Source organism: Parafrankia sp. Ea1.12 (assembly GCF_900465275.1).
In the GTDB taxonomy this organism is placed as follows: Bacteria; Actinomycetota; Actinomycetes; order Frankiales; family Frankiaceae; genus Parafrankia; species Parafrankia soli.
This window is the reverse complement of the sequence record NZ_UBIZ01000167.1, coordinates 1-26,389: the sequence shown is the minus strand read 5'-3', so window position 1 is coordinate 26,389 and position 26,389 is coordinate 1. Positions and strand designations below refer to the sequence as shown.

Below are 26,389 nucleotides of genomic sequence, written 5' to 3'. Positions count from 1 at the left end.
AAGGGCTCGCCGGCCCAGGGGTGCTGCGCGCGGACGCCACCGCGCAGTCCGCACCGGCCGGTACCCCACCAGCGCCGAACTCGACACGCTGGCCGCCGACGCCCCGAACGATCCGGGGTGAGCTCACCGCGTCCGTCCGGACGACGGCACGCCGTCCGCGGCCGGCGGCGTCAGCTCCCGGCGTCGCCCGCCGTGGTGGTGACCTCGTCGCGCAGCACGGTCGCCAGCAACGTGCGGGCCAGCCAGTCCTGGTAGTCGGTGCGGCTCCAGCCGCGCTGGCGCAGCATGCTGTCGACGGCCGGTGAGATGAGCGTCCAGACCACGTCACGGGCCGCGTCCACGGACAGGTCGTCGCGGAGCAGGCCGACGCTCGACCAGTGACTGACCGCGGCCGTCGCTCCCAGCAGCCGTTCCCGGTCGATCGTCGCGGCGAACGCTTCGAGTTCCGGGTCGCCGCCGCGGGTGTTGAGCACGATGTCCAGCAGCTGGCCGATGCGGCCGGCCACGGCGCCGGCCATCGCCGCGTACGCCCGGGCGGAGTCCCGGGCGCCGTCCGCCGCCCGCATCGCCTGTGCCTCCGGTCGGTCCGCGAAACTGATCGGCTCGTCGTCACCGGCGAGGGTGACGTCGTACACCGCCTTGAGTAGGCCGGCTTTTCCCTCGAAGCGCTTGTAGACGGTCTCCTGCGAGACGCCGGCCGCCGCCGCGACCGCCCGGATCGTGGTCCCGGCATAACCGTGGGTCAGGAACGACTCGCGGGCGGCAGCCAGGACGCGCTGCCGGGTCTGCCCCGCGGCCACCTGGCGTGACCGGTTGTCGTACACGCGACCCGCCTCGATGTCCGATGACCATGGAATTCGATACAGCCTACTGTCATCCTTGGATACAGCCAGCTGTACTGAATAAACGGATCGGAGATCACCTCATGGCCACGGTCACCACTGCCTCGCGGAACTCGACCACCGCCACCGGTGCGTCGGCCAGCGTGGCCGCTCCGGCGGTCGCTCCCGTCATCGTCCGGGCGCCCCAGCCGGCGACCACGGGGCTCGACCGCGGCGTGCTCGTCGACGTGACGGTCCGCCACATCCGCGCGATGGTCGAGGGCGACCTCGACGACTTCATCGCGCTCACCCATCCCCAGGCCGTCAACCGCGAGGCGCTGAGCGAGCCGCCGGCCGCTCGCGGACTCGGCCCCGCCGCGTTCCTCGCCACCGCCCACTGGCTGCGCACGGCGTTCTCGGACATGTCCTTCACGATCGAGGAGATCCTGGTCGAGGGAGATCTCGTCGTGACCCACGGGACCATGTCGGGCCGCCACACCGGCGACCTGGTGGCGTGGACGCCGAACGGCGAGATCGAACGCGCCTTCGCGCCCACCGGCCGCTCGTTCACCGTCAACCACGCCCACTTCCTGCGGTTCCGCGACGGCCTGGTCGTCGAACACTGGGCGGTGCGCGACGACCAGGGACTGGCCCTGCAGGCCGGCTGGATCCCGCCGACCCCGGCGTTCCTGCTGCGCTGCGCGATCGCCACCCGGCGGGCCCGGCGCGCCGCGAAGGCCGCCGGCACCGGCCGTGCCTGACGCCCCCAGCGGCCGGCGCCGCGCCGGTCGCGCGGCCTCGCGGCGGACCCGGCCGGCGACGAGCATCCGCGGCCGGGTCAGACCGAGGAGTAGGCGTCCCAGGCGTCGAGGGCGGCCTGGAGGCGGCGGGTGAAGGTCGCGTCGAGGCCCTGGCGGCCGGCGATGTGCCGCAGGTAGTCCTCGGCGCCCTGCAGCAGCCCGGATTCGGGATGGGTGAGGATGATGCCGCCCTGGCTGCCGTACTTCTCGATGTGGCTCCACGAGTCGATGTCCGGACCGCCGTCGGCCACGGGAAGGTGGCCCTCGACGAACTGGTCCTCGCGGTTGTGGCACCCCCAGGTGAAATCGTGGAGGGCGCAGGCCGGGCAGGCGATCGTCCCGACCATCAGGGGGAAGCGGCGGACCCACTCCCGGTCGAGGGCGTAGGCATCCGAGTCCGGGGGGATCGTTCGGCGGCACAGACAGCAGGCGAGGAGGAAGCGGGGACGCGCCACCTGGCCTCCAGGGATCTCTAGCTACTCGACAGATCGGGTCGTCAGCCACGGCCGTCGCCCAGCGCTCCGACGTAACTGATCTTTGCGGCCCAGAGACAGCATGCCGGTGATGTCGGCGGATGCGCCCCGATATCCACACGCGGACCACAGGTCCGCCACTGTTTTTCGCCTGGTGGAGGTCTCCACCGAGTTTGGATCGTGCTCCTTGCCGCAGGAGGGCGGTCCGGTCGTGGCGTCGCGCGTCGAAGGCGCCGAAGGTCGCGAGGGCTGCTACTGGACCGTTCGTGCCGGTCGGACCAGCGAGCCCGCCGAATATCGCGTTAAGTGCAGAAGGTTATAAAATGGTTACCTTATGCGAGGAAGATTACTTGATCGATCGTTCCAGTAATCGGTAGTGTGGCGACCGTGTCGCGGGAGAGGAAATTCGATGCCGACGCGGTGCTCGACGCGGCCATGGAGCTGTTCTGGAACCGCGGCTACGAGGCGACGTCCGTAGCTGATCTCGTGGAGCGGCTGGGTATCGGGCGGGCCAGCCTCTACGCGAGCTTCGGCAGCAAGCACGACCTGTACCTGCGCGCACTCGACCGGTACGTGCAGAGACGAGACCCGGCCATCGTCGAGGAACTGTCCCAGCCGGGGCCGGTACTGCCCGCGGTGCGCCAGCTTGTCCGCCGCTACGCCGACCAGCCCGCCGCGCCGGGGCAGCGCGGCTGCATGGTCGTCAGTGCCGCGCTGGAACTCATGCCGCACGACGCACAGGTCGCCCGCCGAGTGGAAGGCAGCTGGTTCACGCTGCGCGTCGCCCTCACCGCCGCGCTGACCCGAGCCAGGGCGCAGGGGGAACTGGCGGTCGACACCGATCCGCTCGCGCTCGCCGACTTCCTGCTCGTCGTCCTGCAGGGGCTGCGGGTCGTCGGCACCTCGGCCGCGCTCGACGGCGGTCTGCGGCCGGCGGTCGAACAGGCGCTGTCCCTCCTGCGCTGAGTCCCCACCGCACCGAGCGCCCGCCACCCCGCGCCCTCACCGCACCGGACCAGGTCGACCGGCCGTGGGCCGACGACTGGCGACCATCCCGCTCTCCGCGTCCGCACGGGCTGTCACCTGACGACCTGCCACCCGATCCGCCCGTCAAATTCTGAACCGATCATTCCACAAAGAGGAACGGTGAGAAGCAGCGCGCGGTGGAGCGACGGACCCCCACGCCACTCCTACCCCCGGCGTGTTCACGGCAGCCGCCCGGATCGCCGCCCTCAGCGCGATCACGCTGACCTCCACCAGCCTGGCCGCCATGGGGCTTCGCCGCCCCAGGTCCGCCACCGCCGGTGCCACGGACCTCCTCCCCCACCGAACCGAAATCGACGGCGGAACCACAGCCTGAGCCCGGCCCCTTGGGCGTCCGAGCAGCGCGATAGCCGGGCCGGCCGAGCGGAGCACGTCCACGGTGTCTGGAGACAGAAGGCGATCAGGTGGGTGGTCGGCGTTCACTCTGCCGGGCGCCAGGTGCCGGGGTCGTCGGGGTCGATGCCGGCCCATCGCAGGGCGGCGAGGTCCAGTGCGAGCAGATCGCCGGGTTCCGCACCGCGGAGGAGCTCCTTGTAGGCGCGGAACGCCAGGTCCGCGGCCAGGCGCTCAGCCTCGTCGCCCCGTATCCGCCGGCCGGCCAGCAGCCGCTGTTCCACCTCGTCGGCGAGCAACAGCGTGGCGTGCTCCGCTTCGAAGGTTCGGCGTTGCTCGCGGTGTTCCCGCTGACTCCTGCGGGCGGCCGTCTCGGCGAACAGCTCGGCCATCCAGCCCGGCGGTTCGCTGGTCATTGCCCGCCACGACCGCGCCTGCGCGACGGTCAGCGGCCCGTCGACGCCCGCCCGCCGCATCGCGTCGGCCACCGTGCGGATCGGGATGCCGAGGATCTGCGCGACCGGGATCGGGCAGCGGGCGCGATCGGCTCGGCGCTGCGCGGGGGTCCGTCCCGATGTCGCCACGGTCAACGCCTCACTTCTTCGGGCTCCTCCTGCTGGGGCTGGCGGATGGCCGCCGGCCTTCGAGTACACAACGGCAGGGCGACCTGACGAAGGACGCTGATGATGTTCCTGCCGCAGGCGGCGGAAGGTCCGCGAGCGCCCGGCGCAACCGCGCGATCTCCAAACCAGGGCTTTCAGGTGTAGCCCGTCCGTCCGCCTCGGATCAGCGGTCAGCCGGCAGTCACGGCCATTCGCCATTCTCGGTGAGTCGCTTGTAGCGCTGCTGTCGGCGTCGGGCGTCCCGCATCAGCGTCGGCACCGCGGGCACGGAGAGGCGAGGGAAGAGATCCACGAAGCGCATCATCGGACCCCGCCGGCGCGGCACGATCGTCACCGGGCGGGGGCGTTCGGTGAGGCGGCCGACCACGCGGCCGATCACGTCGGCGGTGAGCAGTGGAGCGGTGAAGGAGGCCGCGGCTTCGGGATCGTCGATGCGGTTCCCCACCAGCGGGGTCCACACGCCGCTGGGGCAGACCGCGCAGATGTCGATGCCGCGGTGGCCGCCGCGCCGCAGGTCGAAAAGCGTGCTGAGACTGAAGGCCATCGCCGCGTGCTTGCTCGCCGCGTAGACCGCCTGCCCGGGCGTCGCCACGATCCCCGCGAGCGAGACCACGTTGATCACTTGACCCCGCCCCGCCGGGACCATGTGAGCCAGAGCGGCGATCGTGCCGTTGATCGTCCCGGTCGCGTTGACGGCGAGAACACGCGCGTTGCTGGCGTCGTCGACCTCCCAGGCGTAGCCCACGGCGAGTACGCCGGCGTTGTTGACCCACAGGTCGAGGTGACCGTGCTCGGCGACGACCGCGTCGGCAAGCGCGCGGCTGGCGTTCGTGTCGGTGACGTCGAGCACCGCCGCGCGGCACTCGGAACCGAGGCCCTCGATCACCGGCTCGGCGATGCCGAGTTCGACGTCGGTCACCCAGACCGCGAAGCCGCGTCGCGCCAGCTCTGCCGTGATGGCCCTTCCGAGCCCACCCCCGCCCCGGTGACGACCGCAGTCTTCATCGGCTGCATCCGGAGACGGCGACGGAGATCCAGATGATCGCGAAGCTGTTAGCTACGCGCGCCCTGCGGTTTTGGACCGGCGCGATGATTCCGACCTTGTCGGCCGATTCGGAACCGATGGTCTGCTTCATGTCTCGCCCCTTCCCACCAGTCGCCTCGAAGGGGAGGCTACGCCGGCCCAACGGATGCCTTGTGGACAACGAGTGGACGCTGTCACGGGCACCGGTTGATTTCCTTCAGCAGCTCCTCGGCACGGAAGGCGAACAACTGCGCCTCGCACTCGACCACATCCCTGAGACCTGGCCACCGTGGCCCGCGACGAACTCACCCGCGCAGGGCCTGCCCCTGCCGGTTGTCCAGGCCGAACTGACCGCTATTCCATGATCCGGAGCGATGGGCATACCTTCACCTTTCCCGCGGGATACCTGCTTGGCCGAGATGGCACGCGGTCATCGTTGACGTGATGAGGTCCGGGTTGAGTGGTCGCACCGTCAGCCTCTGATCTGTCTGTGTCCGGATCGCCCTACCAGGCCGGCGTGGGCTCCGGCCTGGTAGGCAGGATCAACTGGCGTCAGGACGGTTTCTTCACCGCGATTGCACTGACCGCGTCGTAGAGCGACCAGACAGAGCGGGTTCGCGTGTATCCAGGAAACCTGGAGATATGGTGGTCATCCACGAACCAGCTCTCGGGGGTTGCGAAGGCGTAACCGTTGTTCTCGATGTCGTAGATCTGGACCGCGCACCCCTCACCGAGCTTCAACGCCTTCTCCGCGATGCCCTTGTCCTTGACCTTGGCGCCGATTCGGAATGCTCCCGCGGCGGCCAGGAAGGCGATACCCGGGATCACTTCGTTGATTTCTGTGGTCCTCAGTGAACTAGGGTAGATACTGAAATCCGGCTTGAGGATGATCGGACCACCCATCAGGTTCCCCTCGGGATCCCTGAACCGGATGAATGAATCCAGGGTGTTCTTCAGGTGAGTACGGGCGTGGTTCAGATCGACGACGTCAGGTAGGCCGAGCTCCATCGCGACGAGCTGACCGGCGAAGGACTCGAGCCAGATGGCGTCCGGCGGTGGCACCGGCTTGAAACGGCCCCTGATCGTACCGGAACGATCACCGATCCCGCCGGTGCCGTCGCAGTAGCGGTATCGACCGGTGGCCGGGTTCCAGAAGATCCTCTCAAATTCCTCCTTCGCCGCCGCCAGCTCCTCGTCGAGTTCCTTCTGTATCTCGGGCGTGGCCTCGTCGACACCGAGTCGGGCAGCCTGGGGCGTCAGCGTCGAGAGGATTTGAAGCGACAGCAGATACAGCCCGCAGTTGTAGATTCCGTGACCGTTCACGACGGCCTGATCCATGGTGTTCGGCGGGTTGTTGGATGCCGGGTCCGCCGGCAGGTGAGAGCCGGTCGGACGGAAGAACTGAGAGTATTTCAACGCCTTCAGCATCGGCGCGTATCCGTATTCCAGCAGATCGTCGTCGTCGTAGAACTTGATCAGTGCATACGTTCGGTAGATGAGCTTGTGCGGGCAGTCACGAAAGGGATCTCCGGCTTCGTCCGCGAACAGATCACCGAGATCCGTGGCGGGCGGAGCGGGCGGATTTCCCGCTGTGGGCGGCTTGGAGAACGGGAGATTCTGGAACGACGCCGTCTGGGTGATGTAAGGTCCTGAACTTCTGAAGGTCTGCTGAATCACGCGCCCGATTCCCAGCGGATTCTGCCTGACCATCTGGAGTAGCGGGCGAACACGGCCCAGCTCCATGCTGCGGAACAGCTTCGCGAAGACGAGGTAGCCGGAGCTGTCCATGTCGACTTCGTTCGTCTGTGCTCCACCGCCCCCGCCATCGGTGTGAAAATAGATGTGGGTGTCCGGGATCGCGGATCCCAAACGAGGCGAGGTGCCCTCCTCGGCACTCATCGGCATCGTGTTGCTGACGAGCCCGGACTCCCAGAATGACCCATTGAAGATCATGTGATACAGCTCGTTCAGAGACGCCTTGCGTAGCCACGGCGGAACCTGTGGATTCTCGGCGATCGGCTTCCACCACGACTCGACGACGGCGAGAGAGTCATCGTACCGGGCCAGCTCCTTCCGGGCGATGGTGAAACCCTGCCTGAAGGGGTACGAGTCCTGGAGGTAGTCGTTGGTCCGGGATGTCTTTCCACCGAGGAACGCCGTGTACCGACGCATCCAGACGGCCCTCGTCGTAGCGTCTTCCCCGTCGTAATAGACCTGTGGGAAGTCCCAGGAAAGGGCGAAGCGAAGAGTCTGTGTCTGGTCGGGCTCCAGGGTGAGCGCCACGGCAACCGCGCCGGCCGAGGCCGAGTGGTCGATGTCGCCGTTCGGCAGCTTCCCGTCCGCGCCAGCTGCGGAGAACGGGGCGTAGATGTCGCTCCCGTCGCCCGATCCGTCCCATGAGGTGCAGTAGGTGAGCGTCTGCCCGGCGAACGGATGCGCGGCGATGGTCCACTCTGACGTCACGGTGTCCGGCGTGTTCTCCGGGGAGTCCGAGCCGAGGGTCACCCCGCCTATACCCGACGCGGAATCGCGATCGAACCTGCTGTAGAGACCAGTCCGTACCGAACCCGTGGCGAAGGCCGGGGCGTTGGGGAACGTCAGCATGACCGAAAGCTTGATCGGCTTCTCGGTGGGATTGTTCAGCAGCATGTCGAAGAATGCCACCGGCATCGACGTGCGCTCGTCCTCGTTGGCCACGATCGGTGACCAGATCTTGGTGGAGACCTTTGACTGGAAGCCGTTGTAGGTCATGTACCCGAACGGGAATAGTACAGCGTAGCTGCCGTCCCCGGGCTTCAGTGTTTTCCAGGCGGGCAGGACGCCGCCAAAAGTGCGGTCAGGGGCGGTGTTGGTGTGCGGCACGGCCAGTGTCCTGACCGACACGCCCCCGTCGCCTCCGACGACCTCCTCGCGTACGTGGAACGCCGCCTGCGTGAGGGTGCACATCTCCCAGAACTCTGTGGTCGGCTGCCCGCCCATGTTCCACGGCCCGAACGTCCCGCACTGGTTGAGCATGAAAGAGCCGCCGCCGACGCCCCCGAGTGGGAGGCCCAGACCGGGTACGGACAGGCCCGCCCCCACACTGCGGAAGACAGGGTTCGGGACTCCTGTCCTGCACTGCTGATCCCCGAGCGCGTTGCAGGATCCCGCCGGCACCGCGCCGAGCTTGCGTACGTAGGCAGCCTCGGGCACAGGGTGAACGACCGGCTTCACTGCGGCCGCGGGTTCGCTTCCGGTGCAGGCAGCAAGCGCACCGCCGAACGCCGCCAGGCCGGCCGCCGCAGCTGTGCCGCGCACGAAGGTCCTGCGCGAGACGCCACCGCCACTGTGTGCGCCGGATAATTCTCTCTCACCCATCACGCCGCCCTTCCGAAGGTGAAGTTCGTCTGTTGGTGCGAGGCCCGGCAAGGCGGTGCGAAGATGACCTCGCCGGGCTGGTGTCACGACGTGGCCGCCGAGGAACAGGCGCCGCTGTCAGGGCTGAACTGGTTCCACTCCCCGAGCACACCGTCGAAGCTCCGCCGTGGAGCAACGGTGTCGTGCCATGTGGCGAGGGCCTAGGACGGTCGCGGCACAACCGACGTCCCGGGAATGTCAGATATTCCCCGCGGGATGGTGCGCATCTCCCAAAAGTCCGACGACCGCGAACGCCCTGGTCCACGGCTCGGAGGGCCCCGACAGGTTATGGCGGAGCCAACCGACACCGCCGGGCGGAATGCCCTGACCGGGCACGCTCAGGCCTGCGAGCGCATACAGGCCCCTCCGCACGCCAGTGGCGCACACCCGGTCGCCCATCGCACTGGCAGGGCCGGCCCTCGCGAAGCCCCAGACGCGGACATACGCCGTCTCTCAAACACTCAGGCCTCCGTCGGCCCTTGTCGGCCCCGGAACCGCCGCGATGGGCGCGAACCCGCCGAACGCCTCTGCGGTGCCGAACCGGCGACGGGCATGGCACTCCCGAGGATGATCACCCTGTGCGGAAGACCTCGCCAGCGCCCGCCGCAACCCCTCTGGGATCTTCCGGTGGTTCCATAGCAGTCCCCAGCTCCACGTTCGCTCCATCACGTCACCAGCCTGAGCCGTCTCAGGGGCCGCTCGTCGTCCGCCGGGAAGCCGAACCACATCTTCCTGACAGGTCTGTATGGTTATTCGGAGGTCGCGCCTTGTCAAGCCCATCGGGAGTGCCCGGCTGATGCCACCGAAGAAGGGAACGCCGAACCGCCGGGGGGTCGCCCGGCGGGAGCAGATCCTCGACGCAGCCGTCGAGCTGTTCGCCCGGTACGGCTACCGCGGGACCGGGCTCCTCGAGCTGGCCGAGCGCATCGGCATCAGCCACAGCGGGATCCTCCACCACTTCGGCACCAAGGAGGATCTGCTCCGCGCCGTCATGGTCCGGCGCGACGAACTCGTGGATCAGGCGGCGACCGACTACGCGGGCAAGGGCATCTTCGGCGCCCAGGACCTTCAGACCCCAACCGAACCCGACATCGTCATCCGACTGGTGACCGTCCTGCGGGCGGAGAACCTCGACCCAGAGGACCCCCTGCACGACTACTTCGACCAGCGCGACCAGCAGACCCGCGGCCTCATCGCCGACGAGATCCGGCGAGGGCAGCAACGCGGCGAGATCCGCAGCGACATCGACGCCGCGGCGAAAGCCACCGAGATCGTCGCCGTCGCCCTCGGGATCGAAACCCAGTGGCTGCTCAACCCCACCCTCATCGACCGATCCGTGATCCTCCGCTCCTACCTGCGGGCCCTTCGCGACGACCTCACCCGCCCGGACGCACCCCGACAGCAGACAGAGACGCCGAAGTAAGTCCGGCCCATCCGCGGCTTCGGCGGCACCCGGGGACGAGCGCTCGTTGCACCACCCCTGATGAACGACGGTTGTGCAGACGAGGCCGACGGGCCGCCTCGACCTCCCGCCGGAAACGGCGGCGGTACTCCTGGTCCCCGGCCCGATCCGGCCTGATCACCTTGACCGCGACCGGCCGCCCCCGCCGGTCGCGCACGTGGTAGACAGCGCCCATCCCGCCCACGCCCAGCCGGCTCAACAGAACGCACAGGCCGATGACGGTCGGCTCGTGCGGCAGCAGGGGTCCCCGGGGGACGATCACCCCGGCCGCCGGAACCGTGCGCCCCTCCGGGTACGGCACCATGCCAGACGACTGTGTCAGCCTCTGACCTACCCGGTGGGTGAGCCCGCCGCCGGGCCGCGACGCGGCGGCGATGGCGCGAGATCGAACTCCAGGTGCAGGGCGGTCAGGCCACGCAGGATGAAGGTCGGCAGGTACTCGTAGCGGCGGGCCGCAGGCCCACGAGCAGCAGCCCGCTCGCCCTCGAACACGCCAGCGAGACTCGATCACCGGCGGAGAGAGTCCAACTACCAGCCGCGTTGTGTGCCGGGGCAGTTCCGCGGTTGTGTGGTGGTCTTCGGAGGACGATGTTCTTGGTCGCGGCTGTCAGGACCAGGCCTGCCGCCGACCTCCTCGCTCGCGCTCAGATGATCCGGAGCTCCTTTGGACTGGCGATCCACCAGCGCCGACGTCAGGTAGTAGCCGTCGTCGTCCCGCGCCACCTGCTTGTCGCCTCTCGGCAGGGCCCTCATGAGGAAGCCCCAGGGGGAGAGCGCCCCGTAGAACGTCCGCCGCAAAAGCGGACGGTCTACCAGACTCGATCTTGAGCACCGTTGCAGGTCATGGCGCCGACGCGACCGGGCCTACCGAGCTTCGTTGCCATACGAGGCCCATACCTTGTGGCAACGTCCGTGAGCACAGGCCTCGTGACCTCCCACCCGGAAATCCGAAACAGACCGTCACCGAGATCGCATGGCTCCGTTGCCACACCCGTTGCCATAAAACGATCAACCTGTGATCGACAAATCCCGTCATTTCCGCAGGTCAAAAGGGTGGGCAGGGGCGGGGTCGAACCGCCGACCTTCCGCTTTTCAGGCGGACGATCGGGCGCTCGGGCGCAGATCGACCCCCTACCCGCCGATTCGTCCGCGACAGAACAGAATGGTCGCGATCATGATGGTTCGCATGCCTTGAGGAGGTCCGCCTGTGTCCGCGATGGTGGGGAAGCGGCTGCGGCGGTGGCTGCACCGCGCCGCCGTCACCGCCAAGGATGTCGGCGAACGTGATCACCTTCCAGGGCTTGCGACGGTCGGGCGGGTTCCTGCCGCGGCCGGTGGCACCGACCCGGGCGTCAGCCCGACGGAGTTCGCGGGCGCGCTGCTGATCGTGGCCCGCGACGGCGACCCGGCCCTGCGCCAGGCGGTCCTGGACGGGCTGGGCACGGCCGCGGCGCCGTGGTGGCTGGCGGTGGACAAGGCGTTGCGGCAGCGATGGTGGTCCACGTCGCACTGGTCGCGGCGCCTCGCGGCGGACCTGGCCGACGGCGAGGTGGACGAGCTGCACCTGGTGGTGGCGGGGTGCCACCACAACGGGCGGATCCGCGAGGCGGCAGCCGTCCGCCTGGCGGACCGGACACACCCGGCCGCGGCCGCGGTACTCGCGCTTCGCGCCTGCGACTGGGTGGCCGAGGTTCGGCACCAGGCGCGGACGGCCATCGAGGGCTGGCCGCCGGTGCCGGACGGGCCGGTGCTGACCACGCTGGCGGAGCTGGCGTTCGCGTTACGCGGACGGCGAGAGGGCGCCTGGCTCGCGCAGCGCGTCGATCAGATCCTGCGGGACCTGCCGGCGCGGCAACTCCAGCCGCTGCTGTCTGCGCGGGATCGCGCGACCCGGCGGGCCGCCTACCGGGCGGCGATCGCCGCTGACCAGCTGAACCTGGACCAGCTGACAACGGCGGCGGTCAGCGACGGCGACCTGCCGATCCGGACGATGTGCGCCCAGGCCGCGGTGCGGGCCGCGGCCGACCCGGCGCGGCTGCACGCGATGCTGGCCAGCCGCACCGCCCAGGTCCGCACCGCGGCACTTGAGGCACTGATCGCGCACGGTGACCCGGACGTGGCCGAGGCGGCGCTCCCCGACCGGCATCCACTCGTGCGCGCAACCGCCCAGGCGACGCTGCGCCGTGCCGGTTCGGACCCGGCCGAGCGCTACCGCCGGCTCGCCGCAGCCCAGGCTCCGGAGCCTGGGACGATCGCGGGGCTCGGGGAGACCGGCACGGCGGACGACGCCGACACCGTCGCCCGGTGGCTGTCGCATCCGCGTGCCCGCGGCCGGGTGGAGGCGATCCGGGCGCTGCGTCGCCTCGGCGTCACGCGTCCGGCCGAGCTGGTGCCGATGCTGCGCGACGACTCCGCCGCGGTCACCCGCCAGGCGGTGGCGACTCTGCGCCGCGAGCCCGGCGCCGTTGAGCGGCCGGCGCTGGAGGCACTGCTCGCCGCGGGCAACGCCCCGCATGTGCGGTTCGCCGGCTACCGGCTGCTGACCACCGGGGACGACGCCTGGCAGCGGATGGCCGTCAACCTGCGCCTGCTCGACGACGCCGACGAACGGCTGCGGGCCAGCGCACAGGCCGACCTGACAGCGTGGCTCGACAACGAAGCCGCCACCACGTACCACGCGCCAAGCCGCGACCGCGCCGCCGAGCTTGACAGCCTGATCGAACGCACCCGCCCGGTCCTCGGCGAGCACAGGGCCCGACTGCTGCGGTTCCACGCTGGTCTCGAAACCGCCGGCTGACGAGCCTCAGGCGGTGCCTGGCGCTCGACGACGTCCTTCAGGAGGTCGGCCCCGGACGGCATGGTGTTCCACGGAACACCATGATCAGCAATGCTCGGCGAGCTGCTCGATGATGTGCGCCGTGCACCTGGTGATCCGCGGCATGACGAAGATCGGGGTGAAGGTCGGGATGCCGAATCCCCTCAGGTGGTAGGTGGGGCCGGTCGGGAAGTCGAGATTGGGAGCGAGTTCGTCTCCGGATTCACCGTCGAGACGGAGGTCGTGTCGACGACGACTCCAGCCAGAGCTTTGCGCACCGAGGATCCGACGGTGGCCATGGCGGACGTCCTTCCAGGGAGAAGACCGGAAAGTCCGGGGAGAACCGGAATGTTCAGAGCCGGAAGTTGAAGGTGTCGGTGTCGAAGGTGTTGTAGGCGGGGTAGTCGAGGAGCTCGTAGAGGCGGGAGCGGGTCTGCATCCGGTCGACGAGACCGGCCTGTGTGCCGTCCGCCAGGAGCTGGCGCAGCCCGTCCTCGACGGCGCCCATCGCGAGGCGCAGCAGGGTGACCGGGTAGATGACGAGGTTCACGCCGGCGGATTCCAGCGCCGCGGTGGTGAGAAGCTCGCTTTTCCCGAACTCGGTCATGTTCGCCAGGATCGGCACGTCGACCGCGCTGCGCATCGCCTCGAACTCGGCGAGGTCGGCCATCGCCTCCGGGAAGATCATGTCCGCGCCGGCGTCGGCGTAGGCGCGGGCGCGCTCGGTGGCGGCGTCCAGGCCCTCGCCGGCGCGGGCGTCGGTGCGGGCGCAGATGACGAAGTCGTCGTCACGGCGGGCGGTGACCGCGGCGTGGATCCGGCGGACCATCTCCTCGGTGCTCACCACGGACTTGCCGTCGAGATGACCGCACCGCTTCGGGTTGACCTGGTCCTCGAGGTGGCAGCCGGCGAGCCCGGCGTCCTCGAGGATCTGGACGGTGCGGGCGACGTTCATCGGCTCGCCGAAGCCGGTGTCGGCGTCCACGAGGGCCGGCAGGTCGGTGACCCGGGCGATCTGTCCGGCCCGCCCGGCGACCTCGGTCAACGTGGTCAGGCCGATGTCGGGCAGGGCGAGATCGGCGGAGAGCACCGCGCCGGAGACGTAGACGCCGTCGAAGCCGAGCTCGGTGATGAGAACAGCGGTCAGCGGGTTGAACGCGCCGGGGAAACGCAGCAGGCGACCGGAACGCAGCGCCTCCCGGAACGCGGCGCGACGGGAATGGGCCGGCTTCTTCGCGTGCAGCACTGCGGGTTCCTTTCCGAAATCCGGGCGGTCAGAAGATCCCCTGGGTGCCCCCGGTGGTGAGTGCGGGCTCGGGAGTGAGGGTGAGGCCGGCGAGTTCGCCCGGGGTCAGTTCGGGCAGGCGGGCGGCGGTGTCGAGGAACCTGTCCTGCTCGGGGCCGGGGATGACGCCCTCGGCGAGCCGGCGGAACTTGCCGACGTACTCGTCCCGGGCAAACGGACGGGCGCCGAGCGGATGCGCGTCGGCGACGGCGATCTCGTCGGTGAGCACGGTGTCGTCGTCGAGCTCGACGACGACCCGTCCCCCGAACGCCTTCTCGCCGGGGTCGGTGGCGTGGTAGCGCCGCGTCCACTCCTTGTCCTCCAGCGTGGTGATCTTCCGCCAGAGGGCGACGGTGTCCGGCCGCGCCGCCCGCTCGGGGGCGTAGGAGCGCTCGTGGTGCCAGTCGCCGTCCTGCAACGCGACCGCGAAGATGTAGGGAATCGAGTGGTCGAGGGTCTCCCTGCTGGCCTTCGGGTCGTACTTCTGCGGGTCGTTCGCCCCGGAGCCGATCACGTGGTGGGTGTGATGGCTGGTGTGGATCACGATGGAGCGGACTCGGGCGAAGTCCCCGATCCGCGGGCCGAGGCGGCGGGCCAGGTCGATCAGCGCCTGGCTCTGGTACTCGGCGGAGTGCTCCTTGGTGTAGGTCTCGAGGATTCCCCGCTTGGCCTCCCCGACCGCGGGCAGCGAGACGACGTACTGCCCGCCGGGCCCGTCGAGCAGCCAGGCGATGAACCCGTCCTCACCCTCGTAGGCCGGTGACGGCGCGCCCTCACCGCGCATGGCCCGGTCCACCGCCTCGACGGCGAGCTTGCCGGCGAACGCCGGTGCGTACGCCTTCCAGCTCGAGATCTCGCCCTTGCGCGACTGCCGGGTCGTTGTGGTCGTGTGCAGGGCCTGCTGGACGGCCTGGTGGACGGTCTCGGTCGGCAGACCGAGCAGGGCGCCGATGCCGGCGGCGGCGGACGGGCCGAGGTGCGCGATGTGGTCGATCCTGTGCCGGTGCAGGCAGATCCCGCGGACGAGAGCGACCTGGATCTCGTAGCCGGTGGCGATCCCGCGCAGCAGGGCGGCGCCGTCCAGCCCCAGGTGCTGGGCGACGGCCAGCACCGGCGGGATGTTGTCCCCGGGGTGGGAGTAGTCCGCCGCCAGGTAGGTGTCGTGGAAGTCCAGCTCGCGCACGGCGACGCCGTTGGCCCAGGCTGCCCACTCCGGGGAGACGCGGACGCCGGCCGGCGTGCCGAACACGGTAGCGCCGTCACGCCCGGCGGCGGGGATGTGCCGCAGCGCCTGGTCGCGGGCGGCGGCCACCGGCTTTCGGGTCAGCGACGCGGCGGCCACCCCGGCGTTGTCGATGACCCGGTTGATCACCATGTCGGTCACGTCGTCGGTGACCTCGACCGGGTCGGTGGCGACCGCGGCGATCTTCCAGGCGAGCTGGTCCTCGCGGGCCAGCCGCTCGGCGCTCCGGTACACGCGGACCTTGTGGTCGATCATGCGTTCGCTCCTTCTTCCGAGGTGTCCGCCGAACCGGGTTGGAGAGGTTCCTGCCTAACAGGCCCACGTCGACCATGCGCAGCCGACACGGCTACCCGCTGGTGCCCGATGGACGGGTGTCGGTGTGCTCGAAGCCGGTGCCGGCCTACCGCCACCGAGCGCTCCCGCCCGACCACACTGCTCCGATCCGGTTGACCTCGCCGCGCACCAAGCGTCTAATGGCGAGAACCTGATATATCAACTGCGAGAGGGGCATCCGTGTCGCCAAGGCGCGAGGACCAGCTCACCCTGGTCGCGTTCATGCAGGCTTCGAACGTGTCGGTGTACTCGGGGTCGTGGCGGTACCCGAGCTCGGCGCACGACTTCCTCGACCTCCGCTACTACCAGCGGATAGCGCGGGTGCTCGAGGAGGGCACGTTCGACCTGATGTTCTTCGACGACCGCCTGGCGATGCCGTCGATCTACAACGCGTCTCCCGCCGACGCCGTCCGCTACGGCGCCCGCCCGGTCAAGCTCGATCTGACCGCGGTGCTGGGCGCCGCCGCGGCCGCGACGTCGCACCTGGGCCTCGGGGCGACCTACTCCACGACGTACTACCCGCCGTTCCACGTCGCGCGGACCTTCGCGACGCTGGACCACCTCAGCGGCGGGCGGGCGGCCTGGAACGTCGTCACCTCGGTGAACGACTCCGAGGCCCGCAACTTCGGGGTCGACCAACACCTCGGTCACGACGAGCGCTACGACCGCGCCGAGGAGTTCATCGACGTCGTCACCCGGCTCTGGGACTCCTGGGAGGACGACGCCCTGGTGATGGACCGCGAGTCCGGCGTCTTCGCCGACCCGGGCAAGGTCCACGAACTCGACCACCACGGCAAGTACTTCCACGTGCAGGGACCACTCACCGTCCCACGCCCGCCGCAGGGCCGGCTGCCCATCATCCAGGCCGGCCAGTCGGGCCGCGGCCAGCAGTTCGCCGCCAGGTGGGCCGACCTGATCTTCACCGCCGACCCGAGCCAGAGCGTCGCCGCCGAGCACTACCGCAGCCAGAAGGAACTCGTCACAGCCGAGGGCCGGTCCGCCGACGCCGTCCGGATGCTCCCGATGGCGTACGCCATCGTCGGCGAGACCGAGACGATCGCCAGGGAGAAGGAGAACATCTTCCGCGACGAGCTCGTCCACCCGATGGCGTCGCTGACGCTGCTCTCCGAGCTCACCAACCACGACTTCTCGGGTTACTCACTCGACGACGAGATCACCGACGAGCTCATCAACTCCGTCTCCGGCATCCGCGGCCTCGTCCAGGGCGTGAAGAAGCACCTCGGCGGCGGCAGGATGACGCTGCGGACGCTGGCGAACCACCGCGCCACCCTGCTGCAGGGCCCGCGCTTCGTCGGCACCGGCGCACAGATCGCCGACCAGATGCAGGACTGGTTCGAGACCTACTCCTGCGACGGTTTCGTCCTCGCGGCCACCCACTTCCCCGGCGCGTTCGAGGACTTCGTCCGGCTGGTGGTGCCCGAGCTGCGCCGCCGCGGGCTGTTCCGCTCCCGCTACACCGGCTCGACCCTGCGCGAGAACCTGGGCCTGGCACGGCCCGCCAGCAGCTTCACCGCGCCGGTCAGCAGCGACGTCCGGCCCTGAACGGACCGGCCGCGTGGAAGCGGGTCCCCAAGATCCCAGGCCGGATCTGATGTGCGGCGAGGGCCGCGATCGCCCGTCAGCCGCCGGCGCCGGCGCCCGCCGCTGGACCGGCGGCTGTCGATCCGGCCCCGGCCGGCCCGGGGCCGAACACCCGGGCGACGAGGAGCCGGCCGGCGCTGACCACATGCTCCTCCGACACCCGGCGCGCGCGGGCACCGTTGTGGGCGGCGATGGCGTCGACGATGTCGTCGTGCTCGCGCAGGGCGCAGCCCACCTGCTCCGGGACGAGGTCGAAGAACGACCACGGGATGATCCGCCCGGTCTGGCGGATGAGCGCGATCAGACGCACCGAGTCGCTGGCCTGGTTGACGGCCCGGTGGAACAGGAAGTTCGCCGTCCGCAGGTCGCCGCCGGTCTCGACCGCCGATCGGACGTCGGCCGCCAGGCGCCGGAGCTCGGCCAGGTGGGCTTCGGAGATCCGTTCCGCGGCCCAGGCCGCGGCCGCGCCGGAGAGCATGGCGATGAGGGCGAAGTTGTCCTCGACGTCACGCTGGCGCAGGCCGATCACCGTCACCCCGCTGCGGGGGGCGACGCGGACCAGGCCCTCGAACTGGAGCGCCAGGCACGCCTCGCGGACGGGGGTGCGGCTCGTGCCCAGCCACGCGGCGGTCTCGTCCAGGTCGATGCGGGCCCCCGGGCCGAGGCGGCCACTCATGATCTCGTCGCGGAGCACGTCGGCCACTCTGTCCCGGGCGGTGGCGCCCAGCCGGAGCCGGCGGGGCCGGCCCTGCCTGGCGTCGGCTACCGCCGCCGGGCCCGCTCCAGCCCCCGCCCATTCATCCGAGCCGGGCATACCGTCGCGCGGGCCGAGGTATCCGGGCGTCGCCACGCCGACCAGCGTATATCAGAAGAGCAGAACAGCCGCGCCGTCAAGTGGCTCAGGTGGCGTCCCCGAGCAGGTGGAACCGGCGGCGGAAGTAGACGGCGGGACGGTCCTCGCCGACCTGGGTCCGCTCGACCCGGCCGAGCAGGATCGAGTGGTCACCCGCCGGTTGGATCGCGTGGGCGGCACAGTCCAGCGTCACGCACGCCCGGTCGAGCACGGGGAGGCCGCGTTCGTCGGGGCGGAAGCCCGCGTCCGCGAACTTGTCCGCGCCGCGCGTCGCGAACCGCACCGCGAGGTCGGCGTGTTCCGGGGGCATCACGTGCACGATGAACCGCCGCGCCGCCTCGAACGCGGGGTGGCACTGGGCGGACGTCGCGAGACAGACAAGGACGAGCGGCGGATTCATGGACACCGAGCAGAACGAGCTCGCCGTGAAGCCCCACCACCGACCGGTGTCGTCGGCGGTCGTCACGATCGTGACGCCGCTGGGAAACGAGGCCATCGCGTCGCGGAACCGACGGTCGTCGTCGGACGCCGCGGACGCGGTCTCGCGCGCGCTGGTCGTGGCTGTGTCCGGCCGCCGGCCCATCCTGGTCCACCTCTCGGTCAGTGATGCGCCTGCGGCCACCGCCCCACCGAAGACACCCGGTAAAGGGGCGTGGCGTGCCGGGCGGATGACGTCCTTCCAGCTCAACTCTGACACTTTGATATATCAGGTGTCAAGGCGGGACTCGACTGTTCCGTCGACCGAACCGGGTGGCGGGCCCGACAATGCGAGGGTGCTGACTGCATTGCGTCAAGGCCGGGCCGTGGTCCGGATGTCGGGCGCCGCGCTCGCGGGCGATGATCTGGCGGGCGCGGTGGGCGCCGCCGCCGAACGGGTGCGGGGGCTGCGCCGGATCGCGGTGGTGGCCACCCCGACCCTGGAAACCGTTGTCGCGATCGCCGGGGCGGTGGAGGCCGGCGTCACCGTGGTCACGGTCAACCCGCAGGCCGGCGCCGCCGAACGGGCGTACGTCCTGGCCGACAGCGAACCCGACCTGCTGCTCGACGACGTGGATCTCACCGCACGCGGCGCGCTGCCGACCGAGCCGGCTGATGACGACGCACCCGCACTGGTGATCTACACCTCCGGGACCACCGGGCCCCCGAAGGGCGCGGTGATCCCGCGCCGCGCGGTCACGTCCAACATCGACGCGCTGGCCGACACATGGGCCTGGTCACCGGCCGACGTGCTCGGGCACGCGCTGCCACTGTTCCACGTACACGGCCTCGTGCTCGGGACGCTGGGCCCGCTGCGGATCGGGTCCGCGCTGCACCACGCGGCGCGGTTCGCGCCGGTGCCGGGCGGGACGCTGTACTTCGCCGTGCCGACCATGTGGTCCCGGGTGCCCGAGCCGGAGGCGTTCGCGTCCGCCCGGCTGCTCGTGTCGGGCTCGGCGGCGCTACCCGTCCCGGTGTTCGACCGGTTCGCCGCGCTGGCCGGTCACCGGGTCGCGGAGCGTTACGGGCTCACCGAGACCCTCATCAACACCGCCGCGCGGGCCGACGGTGACCGCCGCCCAGGCCTGGTGGGTGCGCCGCTGGGCGGCGTCGAGGTCCGGGTCACCGGTGACGAGGAGTTCGGACCGGTCGAGGTACGCGGCCCGAACGTGTTCACCGGCTACCTGGGCAACCCGGCCGCCACCGCCGCGGCGCTGACCTCCGACGGCTGGTTCTCGACCGGAGACCTCGGCGTCTTCGAGCCGGACGGGCAGCTGCGCATCGTCGGACGGCAGAGCACCGACCTCATCAAGTCCGGTGGCTACAAGATCGGAGCCGGCGAGATCGAGAACGCGCTGCTGGCCCACCCGTCCGTCGCCGAGGCCGCGGTCATCGGCGTGCCCGACGACGACCTCGGCCAGCGCATCGTCGCGGTCGTCGTCGCGCACGAGACGATCGACGCCACGACGCTGATCGACCACGTCGCCACCGCCCTGGCACCCCACAAGCGCCCGCGCGAGATCCGGTTCGCCACCGAACTGCCACGCAACCAGATGGGCAAGGTACAGAAGAAGAAACTGCTCACCTGAGCACCGCGGAGGGCTGCCCGGCGGCTCAGGACAGCAGCTGGCGGATGTCGTTGGCGTCCAGGGTCGCGTCGACGAACTCGCCGTCGTCCATGACGCTGGTGAACAGTTCGGCCTTACGTGCCTGCAGTGCCATCACCTTCTCCTCGATCGTGTCCTTGGCCACGAGTCGATAGGCCATGACGTTGCGTGTCTGACCTATGCGATGTGTTCGGTCCACGGCCTGTGCCTCGGTGGCGGGGTTCCACCACGGGTCGAGCAGAAAACAGTAGTCCGCCTCGGTCAGGTTCAGGCCGTATCCGCCCGCCTTGAGACTGATCAGGAAGACCGGCGCCGCCCCTTCCTTGAACCGGCGCACGACCGCCGAACGGTTGCGGGTGGTGCCGTCGAGATAGCAGTACTCGATGCCGGCCACAGCAAGGGAATCGCGCACCCTGCCGAGGAACCGGGTGAACTGGCTGAAGACGAGCGCGCGGTGCCCACCGTCGACGACGTCCCGCAGCTGCTCGAGCAGAATGTCGATCTTGGCGCTGGGAAGATCGTCATACGTGTCATCGACCAGCCCGGCGTGAAGACTGAGCTGCCGCAGTGTCGTGAGCGACCGCAGGATCGTGAAACGGTTACGGTTCATGTCGTCGATCAGGCCCAGGACCTTCTGCCGTTCGCGCTGCAGCCGGGTCTGGTAGACCTTGCGGTGGCGGGGATGCAGCTCGATCTCGAGGACCTGCTCCTGCTTGACTGGGAGCTCGGGTGCGACCTGTTCCTTGGTACGGCGCAGAATCAGCGGCCTGATTCTGCGCCGCAGTTGCGCCAGGCGCTCGGTGTTACCCTGCTTCTCGATCGGGCGGGCGTAATAGTCCTGGAACCGTGACCGGTTCGGGAACAGCCCCGGAGCAGTGATCGACAGCAGCGACCACAACTCCATCACGTTGTTCTCCAACGGTGTTCCCGTGACCGCCAGCTTGAACGGCGCAGGCAACAGTCTCGCGCACTGGTACGCCTTCGACTGACTGTTCTTGACGATCTGCGCCTCGTCGAGGATCAGCCCGGCCCAGGTGGCGCCGGAATACGCCTCCTCGTCGAGCCGGAAGAGGGTGTACGACGTCACGACCACATTGGCGGCGTCCATGACCTCATCGAGGGTCTGGCCCCGGCGCCGCAGTGTGTCGGTGACGGCGGTGACCCGCAGCGCGGGTGCGAACCGAGCCGCCTCGGCGACCCAGTTCGACACGACGCTCGTCGGCGCGACGATGAGGAACGGTGCGAGCGCCGGGTCGGCCTGGCGGGCATGGCAGATCAGCGCGAGCGACTGCAGGGTCTTCCCCAGGCCCATGTCGTCCGCGAGGATCCCTCCGAGTTGGCAGTCCCACAGGAAGCTCAACCACTGGTAGCCGTCAGACTGGTAGGGCCGCAGGCTGGCCTGCAACATGCCCGGTGACTCCTTCGCACCGGCCGAACCGAGGTCCAGCAGGCCCGCCACCTGGCGGCGCCACGCCGCGGCCTGGCGGACGACCACGCCGAGGCCGGCCAGTTCCTCCCACAGCCCGGCCTGGAAGCGGCTGATACGCAGCGGCCCACCCGGGGCGTCCTGCAGCGCCCGGGCCTCCTCGATCAGCTGGCGCAGCACCCGCAGTTCCGGTTTGTCCAGGCTGAAATACGCCCCGTCGTCGAGCAGGAGGTGCGATTCACCCCGGCTGAGCGCGAGAAAGACCATCGAGAACGGGACCTGGCGCCCGTCCAGGGTGATGGCGAGCCCCAGATCGAACCAGTCGGGTTCGTTCGGCACGTCGTCGGTCGAAACCTCGATGCGCAGCAAATCCCCGACCTCGCGGTAGGCGGCGGGACGCCCACCGACCTCGACGGCGATCCCGTCCCGGGCGGCCAGTAGCGGCAACAGCTCCGTCGTGAACCGCATCGTCTCGACCCCGCTGAGACGGACGGAGGAGACCGGCACGCCCGCCTCGCCGCACGACAGCAGCCGGGCGGCGTCGAGCGGCAGGTCCAGACCCGTCAGGATCTCGGCCTCGCTGGTCCTGTCCCGGTACTCGGAACCCGTCCCGTCGCCGTGCAGCGGTGCCCGCAGCCGCGTGTCTCCGACCGAGTAGTCCCATTCCCAGGTGATCTCGACGGTGTGGTCGGGGCCGTAGTCTGCCCGGGCGACGAGAACAGGCGGCGCGATCACCGGCGGTTCGAAGGAACCGTCGGAGGAGACGATCGTGGCCAACTGACGCAGGCCGGGGTAGAACTCGCGGACGAACCGCGACCGCTCGGCGGCCGGGACCTCCAGGCTCCGGTTCCCGACGGCCATCCGGACCAGTGCCGGCGGCACGAAGGCGGTCAACCGGGCCAGCCGGATGTGCCAGTCCGCATGCCGGTCCGTGGCCTGGATCTCCGCCCGGTCGATACCGACGACGCCGTGACCGCCGATGAACGCGAACGGTGCGACGGCCGCGTCCGAGCCGGCCACGCGCAGTACGGGTCGGACGGTGAGCGCCGCTGTCGCCGGATCGCAGGTGACGTCCAGACAAAGTTCCGCCGAACCGTACGGCTCGATGTTCCCGAGGCGTTTGCGTCCGTGCACCAGTTGGATACCGGCCGCGATGGCCTCGTCGAGCAGCGGCCACAGCCGCGGGCTCGTGAACGCGCCGAGGTCGATGTGCTTGTCGTCCCGGTGCGAGTAGTGGCGGTACAGCGAGTCCTCGTCCCCGGACCGGTAGACGGCGTACATCTCCCGCAGGACCCGCAGGTGCGCCACAAGATAGTCATCCCGCTGGTACGGCCCGTGAGGTGCGCTCAGCTTCGACCAGGCGGGCCCGCCGACCCAGCCGTTCTTCCCGGGTTTCACCACGCGCGCGAGGACACGCAGGGACGGCCCGCCGGACGTCGACCGGCCCACCACCGGCTCCGCGGACAGTGTCAGTTCGAGGGCAAGCGGCGTGGCACCCCGTGGTTCGCCATCAGCCGGCCGGTCACCGAGCAGGGCCGACAACGATGACGCCCAGGTCGCCGGCGCGGCGGCCGCGCGACGGCCCCGGCTGCCCGGTTCCGGGTCGCGTGCGGCGGTCTGCGCCGCCGTCAGCACGAGTGCCACGGCGTGTTTGCAGCTGACGCCCACCGGGCAGCTGCACTCGCCGTGGCTGAACCGCCAGGCACCCGAACGGGCCCGGCCGGTCAGGGAGACAGTGGTCAGGTACCGCTCGCCATGGCTACCTTCGACCCGGCCCTGGAGCACCTGGGCCACCGGCTCCCACGACATCTCGCTCACCGCGCCCTGGCGGGCGTACTGCGCGCCCCGCCGGTAGGTGACGTCACCCACAGCGGCCCGCAGATGATGGTCATCGACGCTGCGCAACGCCGCGGGAAGCATAAAGGAGAAGCTAACAGCCCCCGGTCGGGGATCTGCCGCCTCGTTCTGGCGGAGACCACGCTGATGTCCGGAGCGGGAAGTCACCCGAAGCGGTGCCCCGCCCGCCGGCCGACGGGCGGGGCACCAGGCTCAGCGCCAGCCGGCTGCGGGTGAGCCCGCGCACCGTCGCGCGGCGCACCGGAGGACGGCTCGGCACCCGCCGTCACGTCAGCTCGCGGTGGGCAGGTCGAGCAGCCGGTCGGAGGTGAGAATGGTGCCGTCCAGCCGCAGCAGATAGCCGGCGGGCTTGGTGACGATGGTGCGGGTGGGGTCGGCGCCGGCGGCCGCGAGGAACTTGCGCAGCTGGGAGATGTAGACGTGGATGGCGGCCGCCGCCCGGCGGGGAGGCCGGTCTCCCCACAGCTCCATGACCAGGGTGTCCTTGGTCGTGATCCGGCCGGCGCCGACGAGCAGCACGGCCAGGGTGGTCTCCATCTTCGGTGCGCTCAGCAGGTGACTCTCCCTGCTGTTCGACACGCGCAGGGGCCCGAGCAGTTCGTATCGCATCAACACCTCGTGCAGGCAGCAGGAAACGAGTCCGGGAGGGGAGGTCTTCAATGTCCCGCGGCCACGCGGCGCGCACATCGGTGAAACCGCGTAGGTAAGGCGAGACGCCGGGATCAGGCGGGCGCGACGCCGAAGGCGCGCAGGAAGGTGTCGACACCAGCGCGGACGACCTCGTCGACCTCGCGGGGCCGCAGTGGCCGGGCGCCCGGGATGCTCCGCACCGGCAGCTCCTCGTAGACGAGCGAGATGAACTGGTTCGCCCCGCGCATCGGGTCGTCGATGCGCAGCAGACCCGCGTGGGCGAGCCTGGCGAGCCGCCCCGCCAGCACCTCCACGAACTGGTCGGCCCCGCTGGCGCGCACGGCGTCGTAGAGGTCGGGGAAGCGCAGTGCCTCCGCGTAGAGCAGCCGGCGCACCACCTCGGACCGCTCGTCGCAGTAGCAGTCGACGAGCCTCGTCGCGACGGCTTCCAGCCCGCCACGAAGGCCGCCGGCGTCCTGGGGGAAGCCCTCGAGCACCTCGAGCGCCTTCGCGTTGGACAGCGCCGCGGTCGTCGTCATGACGTACCGGAACAGGTTCTCCTTCGACCCCAGATGGTTGTAGATCGTCGGCTTCGCCACCCCCGCCTCGGTGGCGATCATGTCGATCGTCGCCTCGGTGTACCCGTGCCGGGAGAAGACGCGCAGCGCGGCCTCCACGATCGCGCGCCGTTTGTCCAGCCGGCCCCGATCTGACCGGCCCCGATCTGACCGGCCCGGTTCCGGCCCGTCCCGTTCCGCCGGAGTTCCGGCCGCGCCGGTGGTCTCGCCCACACCCATGCCCGCATGCTACCGTCCGACCCATCATATTGAAACGAATAGTTCACTTTTACTTAAGATCTGTTTTAAGGAGGGTTCGATGGTAGGCACGGACACGGCGGAGGACAGCCCCCCTCGGCTTGATTCCGCCCTGCTGATCATCGTCGGGGTGATGGTGCTCGGCGGGATGATGTCCTACCTGGACGCGACGATCGTCAACGTCGGGATCAGCACGCTCGGCGCGGAGTTCGAGGCCTCGCTCGCCACGATCGAGTGGGTGACCACCGGCTACCTGCTGGCGGTCGCGCTCGCCATCCCGCTGGCCGGCTGGGCGATGGCGCGCTTCGGCTCGCGGCGGATGTGGCTGCTCGGCCTGTCGTTGTTCCTCGCCGGCTCGGCGCTGTGCGCGGTGGCCTGGAACGCGGAGAGCCTGATCGCCTTCCGGGTCCTGCAGGGGCTCGGCGGCGGCATGGTCGACCCGATCATGATGACCGTGGTGGCCGGCGCGGCCGGCCCGGCCCGCATCGGGCGGGTGATGGGCCTGATCTCGATCCCGATCACGATCGGGCCGGTACTCGGCCCGATCGTCGGCGGCGTGCTGCTGGAGAACTTCTCCTGGGAGTGGATGTTCCTGGTGAACATCCCGTTCGCCCTCACCGCGATCGTGCTCGCCGTCGTGGTGCTGCCCGCCGACCCGCCGCGGGACGGCACACCGGCGCCCCTCGACGCCCTCGGCGTGGCCCTGCTGTGCCCCGGTTTCGCCGCGGTGGTCTTCGCGCTCTCCCAGGCCGGGCGGGACGGCTTCGGCAGCGCCCAGGTCGTGATCGGTCTGGTCCTCGGTGCCGCGCTGTTCGCCGGCTACGCCGCGCACACCCTGCGCACCGCCGGCACCCCACTGCTCGACCTGCGGCTGTTCGCCAGCAAGGGCTTCAGCGCCAGCGTGACCATCATGTTCCTCGTCGGCGGCGGCCTGTTCGCGCTGCTGTTCCTGCTACCGCTCTACTACCAGCAGGTACACGACCACTCGGTGCTGGAGTCCGGCCTGCTGCTGGCCCCGCTGGGCGTCGGCGCCATGATCGGAATGCCGCTGGCCGGCAACCTCGCCGACCGCATCGGCGCCCGGCGGCTGGTGCCCACCGGCGCCCTGCTGGTCACGGCGGGGGCGCTGGTGTTCACCCAGTCCGGGGCGGGCACCTCCCAGGCCGTGCTGACTCCCGCCCAGCTCGTCATCGGTTTCGGGCTCGGGCTGGTCGGCGCGCCGACGATGGGCTCGGTCTACCGCACCGTCCCGATGACGTCGGTCGCCGGGGCGACAGGGGCGGTGTTCATCCTCAACCAGATCGGCGCGTCGTTGGGCGTGGCCGTCGTCGCCCTGATCCTGCAGGGCGGCGGGGCGCACGCGGCCCCGACACCCGACTCGTTCGGGAACGCCTTCTGGTGGCCGGTCGCCGCGGGCCTCGTGGTGTTCTCGGCCGGCTTCCTGCTGCCCGGCCGAGAACACCACGAGGC

The 26,389-nt window shown here is 70.0% G+C and carries 21 protein-coding genes, 1 tRNA gene and 2 pseudogenes; 8 read left to right on the top strand and 16 right to left on the bottom strand.

The features are described 5' to 3' along the window. Nucleotides 1-170: 170 nt before the first annotated feature. On the bottom strand, nucleotides 171-824 hold the full coding sequence (locus FMEAI12_RS04960) for a TetR/AcrR family transcriptional regulator (RefSeq protein WP_235013711.1): 654 nt from the start codon (nucleotides 822-824) through the stop codon (nucleotides 171-173). 101 nt (nucleotides 825-925) lie between these two features. On the opposite strand from FMEAI12_RS04960, the gene FMEAI12_RS04955 reads away from it, so the two are divergent. Further along, complete coding sequence (locus FMEAI12_RS04955; RefSeq protein WP_235013710.1) at nucleotides 926-1,582, top strand: ester cyclase; 657 nt, start codon at nucleotides 926-928, stop codon at nucleotides 1,580-1,582. 77 nt (nucleotides 1,583-1,659) lie between these two features. Here the strand turns inward: FMEAI12_RS04955 and FMEAI12_RS04950 are convergent, their stop codons facing one another. After that, complete coding sequence (locus FMEAI12_RS04950) at nucleotides 1,660-2,076, bottom strand: hypothetical protein (RefSeq protein WP_112105127.1); 417 nt, start codon at nucleotides 2,074-2,076, stop codon at nucleotides 1,660-1,662. A 405-nt stretch (nucleotides 2,077-2,481) separates the two neighbouring features. Here FMEAI12_RS04950 and FMEAI12_RS04945 point away from each other — a divergent pair, with 405 nt between their 5' ends. Beyond that, nucleotides 2,482-3,060: a TetR/AcrR family transcriptional regulator gene (locus FMEAI12_RS04945; RefSeq protein WP_112105138.1), complete on the top strand. Its 579-nt coding sequence runs from the start codon at nucleotides 2,482-2,484 to the stop codon at nucleotides 3,058-3,060. A gap of 497 nt (nucleotides 3,061-3,557) precedes the next feature. Here FMEAI12_RS04945 and FMEAI12_RS04940 read toward each other — a convergent pair whose 3' ends face one another. Both FMEAI12_RS04940 and FMEAI12_RS04935 read right to left on the bottom strand, forming a co-directional pair. Next, nucleotides 3,558-4,061, bottom strand: a complete 504-nt coding sequence (locus FMEAI12_RS04940; RefSeq protein ID WP_071066358.1) for a hypothetical protein — start codon at nucleotides 4,059-4,061, stop codon at nucleotides 3,558-3,560. A 214-nt stretch (nucleotides 4,062-4,275) separates the two neighbouring features. Next, nucleotides 4,276-5,040, bottom strand: coding sequence for an SDR family NAD(P)-dependent oxidoreductase (locus FMEAI12_RS04935; RefSeq protein WP_235013713.1), 765 nt, complete (start codon nucleotides 5,038-5,040; stop codon nucleotides 4,276-4,278). A 92-nt stretch (nucleotides 5,041-5,132) separates the two neighbouring features. Here FMEAI12_RS04935 and FMEAI12_RS36115 point away from each other — a divergent pair, with 92 nt between their 5' ends. Continuing rightward, a complete protein-coding gene (locus FMEAI12_RS36115; RefSeq protein ID WP_146776636.1) occupies nucleotides 5,133-5,483 on the top strand; it encodes a hypothetical protein in 351 nt (116 codons plus the stop codon). A 187-nt stretch (nucleotides 5,484-5,670) separates the two neighbouring features. Here FMEAI12_RS36115 and FMEAI12_RS04930 read toward each other — a convergent pair whose 3' ends face one another. After that, the gene (locus FMEAI12_RS04930; RefSeq protein WP_112105124.1) at nucleotides 5,671-8,475 is read right to left on the bottom strand and encodes a GH116 family glycosyl-hydrolase; all 2,805 of its coding nucleotides are present in this window, start codon (nucleotides 8,473-8,475) and stop codon (nucleotides 5,671-5,673) included. A gap of 835 nt (nucleotides 8,476-9,310) precedes the next feature. On the opposite strand from FMEAI12_RS04930, the gene FMEAI12_RS04925 reads away from it, so the two are divergent. Continuing rightward, nucleotides 9,311-9,937, top strand: a complete 627-nt coding sequence (locus FMEAI12_RS04925; RefSeq protein ID WP_112105123.1) for a TetR/AcrR family transcriptional regulator — start codon at nucleotides 9,311-9,313, stop codon at nucleotides 9,935-9,937. Nucleotides 9,938-10,016: 79 nt separating this feature from the next. Here FMEAI12_RS04925 and FMEAI12_RS37775 read toward each other — a convergent pair. The 3 genes and pseudogenes from FMEAI12_RS37775 to FMEAI12_RS36505 all read right to left on the bottom strand — a co-directional run. Further along, nucleotides 10,017-10,280, bottom strand: a pseudogene (locus tag FMEAI12_RS37775) (serine/threonine protein kinase); the annotation flags it as partial. A gap of 26 nt (nucleotides 10,281-10,306) precedes the next feature. Then, entirely contained in the window at nucleotides 10,307-10,468 is a 162-nt protein-coding gene (locus FMEAI12_RS36510; RefSeq protein WP_160144234.1) for a hypothetical protein, read from the bottom strand. A gap of 562 nt (nucleotides 10,469-11,030) precedes the next feature. Beyond that, nucleotides 11,031-11,107, bottom strand: a tRNA-Phe gene (locus FMEAI12_RS36505). An 85-nt stretch (nucleotides 11,108-11,192) separates the two neighbouring features. Here FMEAI12_RS36505 and FMEAI12_RS37770 point away from each other — a divergent pair. After that, complete coding sequence (locus FMEAI12_RS37770; RefSeq protein WP_368672053.1) at nucleotides 11,193-12,773, top strand: HEAT repeat domain-containing protein; 1,581 nt, start codon at nucleotides 11,193-11,195, stop codon at nucleotides 12,771-12,773. A gap of 84 nt (nucleotides 12,774-12,857) precedes the next feature. Here the strand turns inward: FMEAI12_RS37770 and FMEAI12_RS39705 are convergent. From FMEAI12_RS39705 to FMEAI12_RS04900, 3 genes and pseudogenes are all read right to left on the bottom strand, one after another. Next, nucleotides 12,858-13,001, bottom strand: a pseudogene (locus tag FMEAI12_RS39705) (citrate/2-methylcitrate synthase); the annotation flags it as partial. 142 nt (nucleotides 13,002-13,143) lie between these two features. Beyond that, a complete protein-coding gene (gene prpB / locus FMEAI12_RS04905) occupies nucleotides 13,144-14,037 on the bottom strand; it encodes a methylisocitrate lyase (RefSeq protein ID WP_112105122.1) in 894 nt (297 codons plus the stop codon). Nucleotides 14,038-14,065: 28 nt separating this feature from the next. Then, nucleotides 14,066-15,574 carry an MmgE/PrpD family protein gene (locus FMEAI12_RS04900; RefSeq protein WP_112105121.1) on the bottom strand — a complete coding sequence of 503 codons (1,509 nt, stop codon included), beginning with the start codon at nucleotides 15,572-15,574 and terminating at the stop codon, nucleotides 14,066-14,068. A 258-nt stretch (nucleotides 15,575-15,832) separates the two neighbouring features. Between FMEAI12_RS04900 and FMEAI12_RS04895 the strand changes: the two genes are divergently transcribed. After that, the gene (locus FMEAI12_RS04895) at nucleotides 15,833-17,215 is read left to right on the top strand and encodes an LLM class flavin-dependent oxidoreductase (RefSeq protein ID WP_200835186.1); all 1,383 of its coding nucleotides are present in this window, start codon (nucleotides 15,833-15,835) and stop codon (nucleotides 17,213-17,215) included. 76 nt (nucleotides 17,216-17,291) lie between these two features. On the opposite strand, the gene FMEAI12_RS04890 is transcribed toward FMEAI12_RS04895, so the two are convergent. Beyond that, the gene (locus FMEAI12_RS04890; protein WP_112105120.1) at nucleotides 17,292-18,104 is read right to left on the bottom strand and encodes a GntR family transcriptional regulator; all 813 of its coding nucleotides are present in this window, start codon (nucleotides 18,102-18,104) and stop codon (nucleotides 17,292-17,294) included. 49 nt (nucleotides 18,105-18,153) lie between these two features. Continuing rightward, nucleotides 18,154-18,690 carry a flavin reductase family protein gene (locus FMEAI12_RS04885; RefSeq protein ID WP_200835185.1) on the bottom strand — a complete coding sequence of 179 codons (537 nt, stop codon included), beginning with the start codon at nucleotides 18,688-18,690 and terminating at the stop codon, nucleotides 18,154-18,156. 220 nt (nucleotides 18,691-18,910) lie between these two features. On the opposite strand from FMEAI12_RS04885, the gene FMEAI12_RS04880 reads away from it, so the two are divergent. Beyond that, on the top strand, nucleotides 18,911-20,173 hold the full coding sequence (locus FMEAI12_RS04880) for an acyl-CoA synthetase (RefSeq protein ID WP_112105119.1): 1,263 nt from the start codon (nucleotides 18,911-18,913) through the stop codon (nucleotides 20,171-20,173). 25 nt (nucleotides 20,174-20,198) lie between these two features. Here the strand turns inward: FMEAI12_RS04880 and FMEAI12_RS04875 are convergent, their stop codons facing one another. The 3 genes from FMEAI12_RS04875 to FMEAI12_RS04865 all read right to left on the bottom strand — a co-directional run bounded on the left by FMEAI12_RS04875 (nucleotide 20,199) and on the right by FMEAI12_RS04865 (nucleotide 24,901). Continuing rightward, nucleotides 20,199-23,537, bottom strand: coding sequence for a DEAD/DEAH box helicase (locus FMEAI12_RS04875; RefSeq protein ID WP_112105118.1), 3,339 nt, complete (start codon nucleotides 23,535-23,537; stop codon nucleotides 20,199-20,201). Nucleotides 23,538-23,744: 207 nt separating this feature from the next. Beyond that, nucleotides 23,745-24,083, bottom strand: coding sequence for a helix-turn-helix domain-containing protein (locus tag FMEAI12_RS04870; protein ID WP_235013708.1), 339 nt, complete (start codon nucleotides 24,081-24,083; stop codon nucleotides 23,745-23,747). Between the two features lie 113 nt (nucleotides 24,084-24,196). Further along, entirely contained in the window at nucleotides 24,197-24,901 is a 705-nt protein-coding gene (locus FMEAI12_RS04865; RefSeq protein ID WP_112105117.1) for a TetR/AcrR family transcriptional regulator, read from the bottom strand. Nucleotides 24,902-24,980: 79 nt separating this feature from the next. On the opposite strand from FMEAI12_RS04865, the gene FMEAI12_RS04860 reads away from it, so the two are divergent. Further along, nucleotides 24,981-26,389 (top strand): DHA2 family efflux MFS transporter permease subunit (locus FMEAI12_RS04860; RefSeq protein ID WP_112105116.1); only part of this gene is annotated, 1,409 nt, incomplete at its 3' end.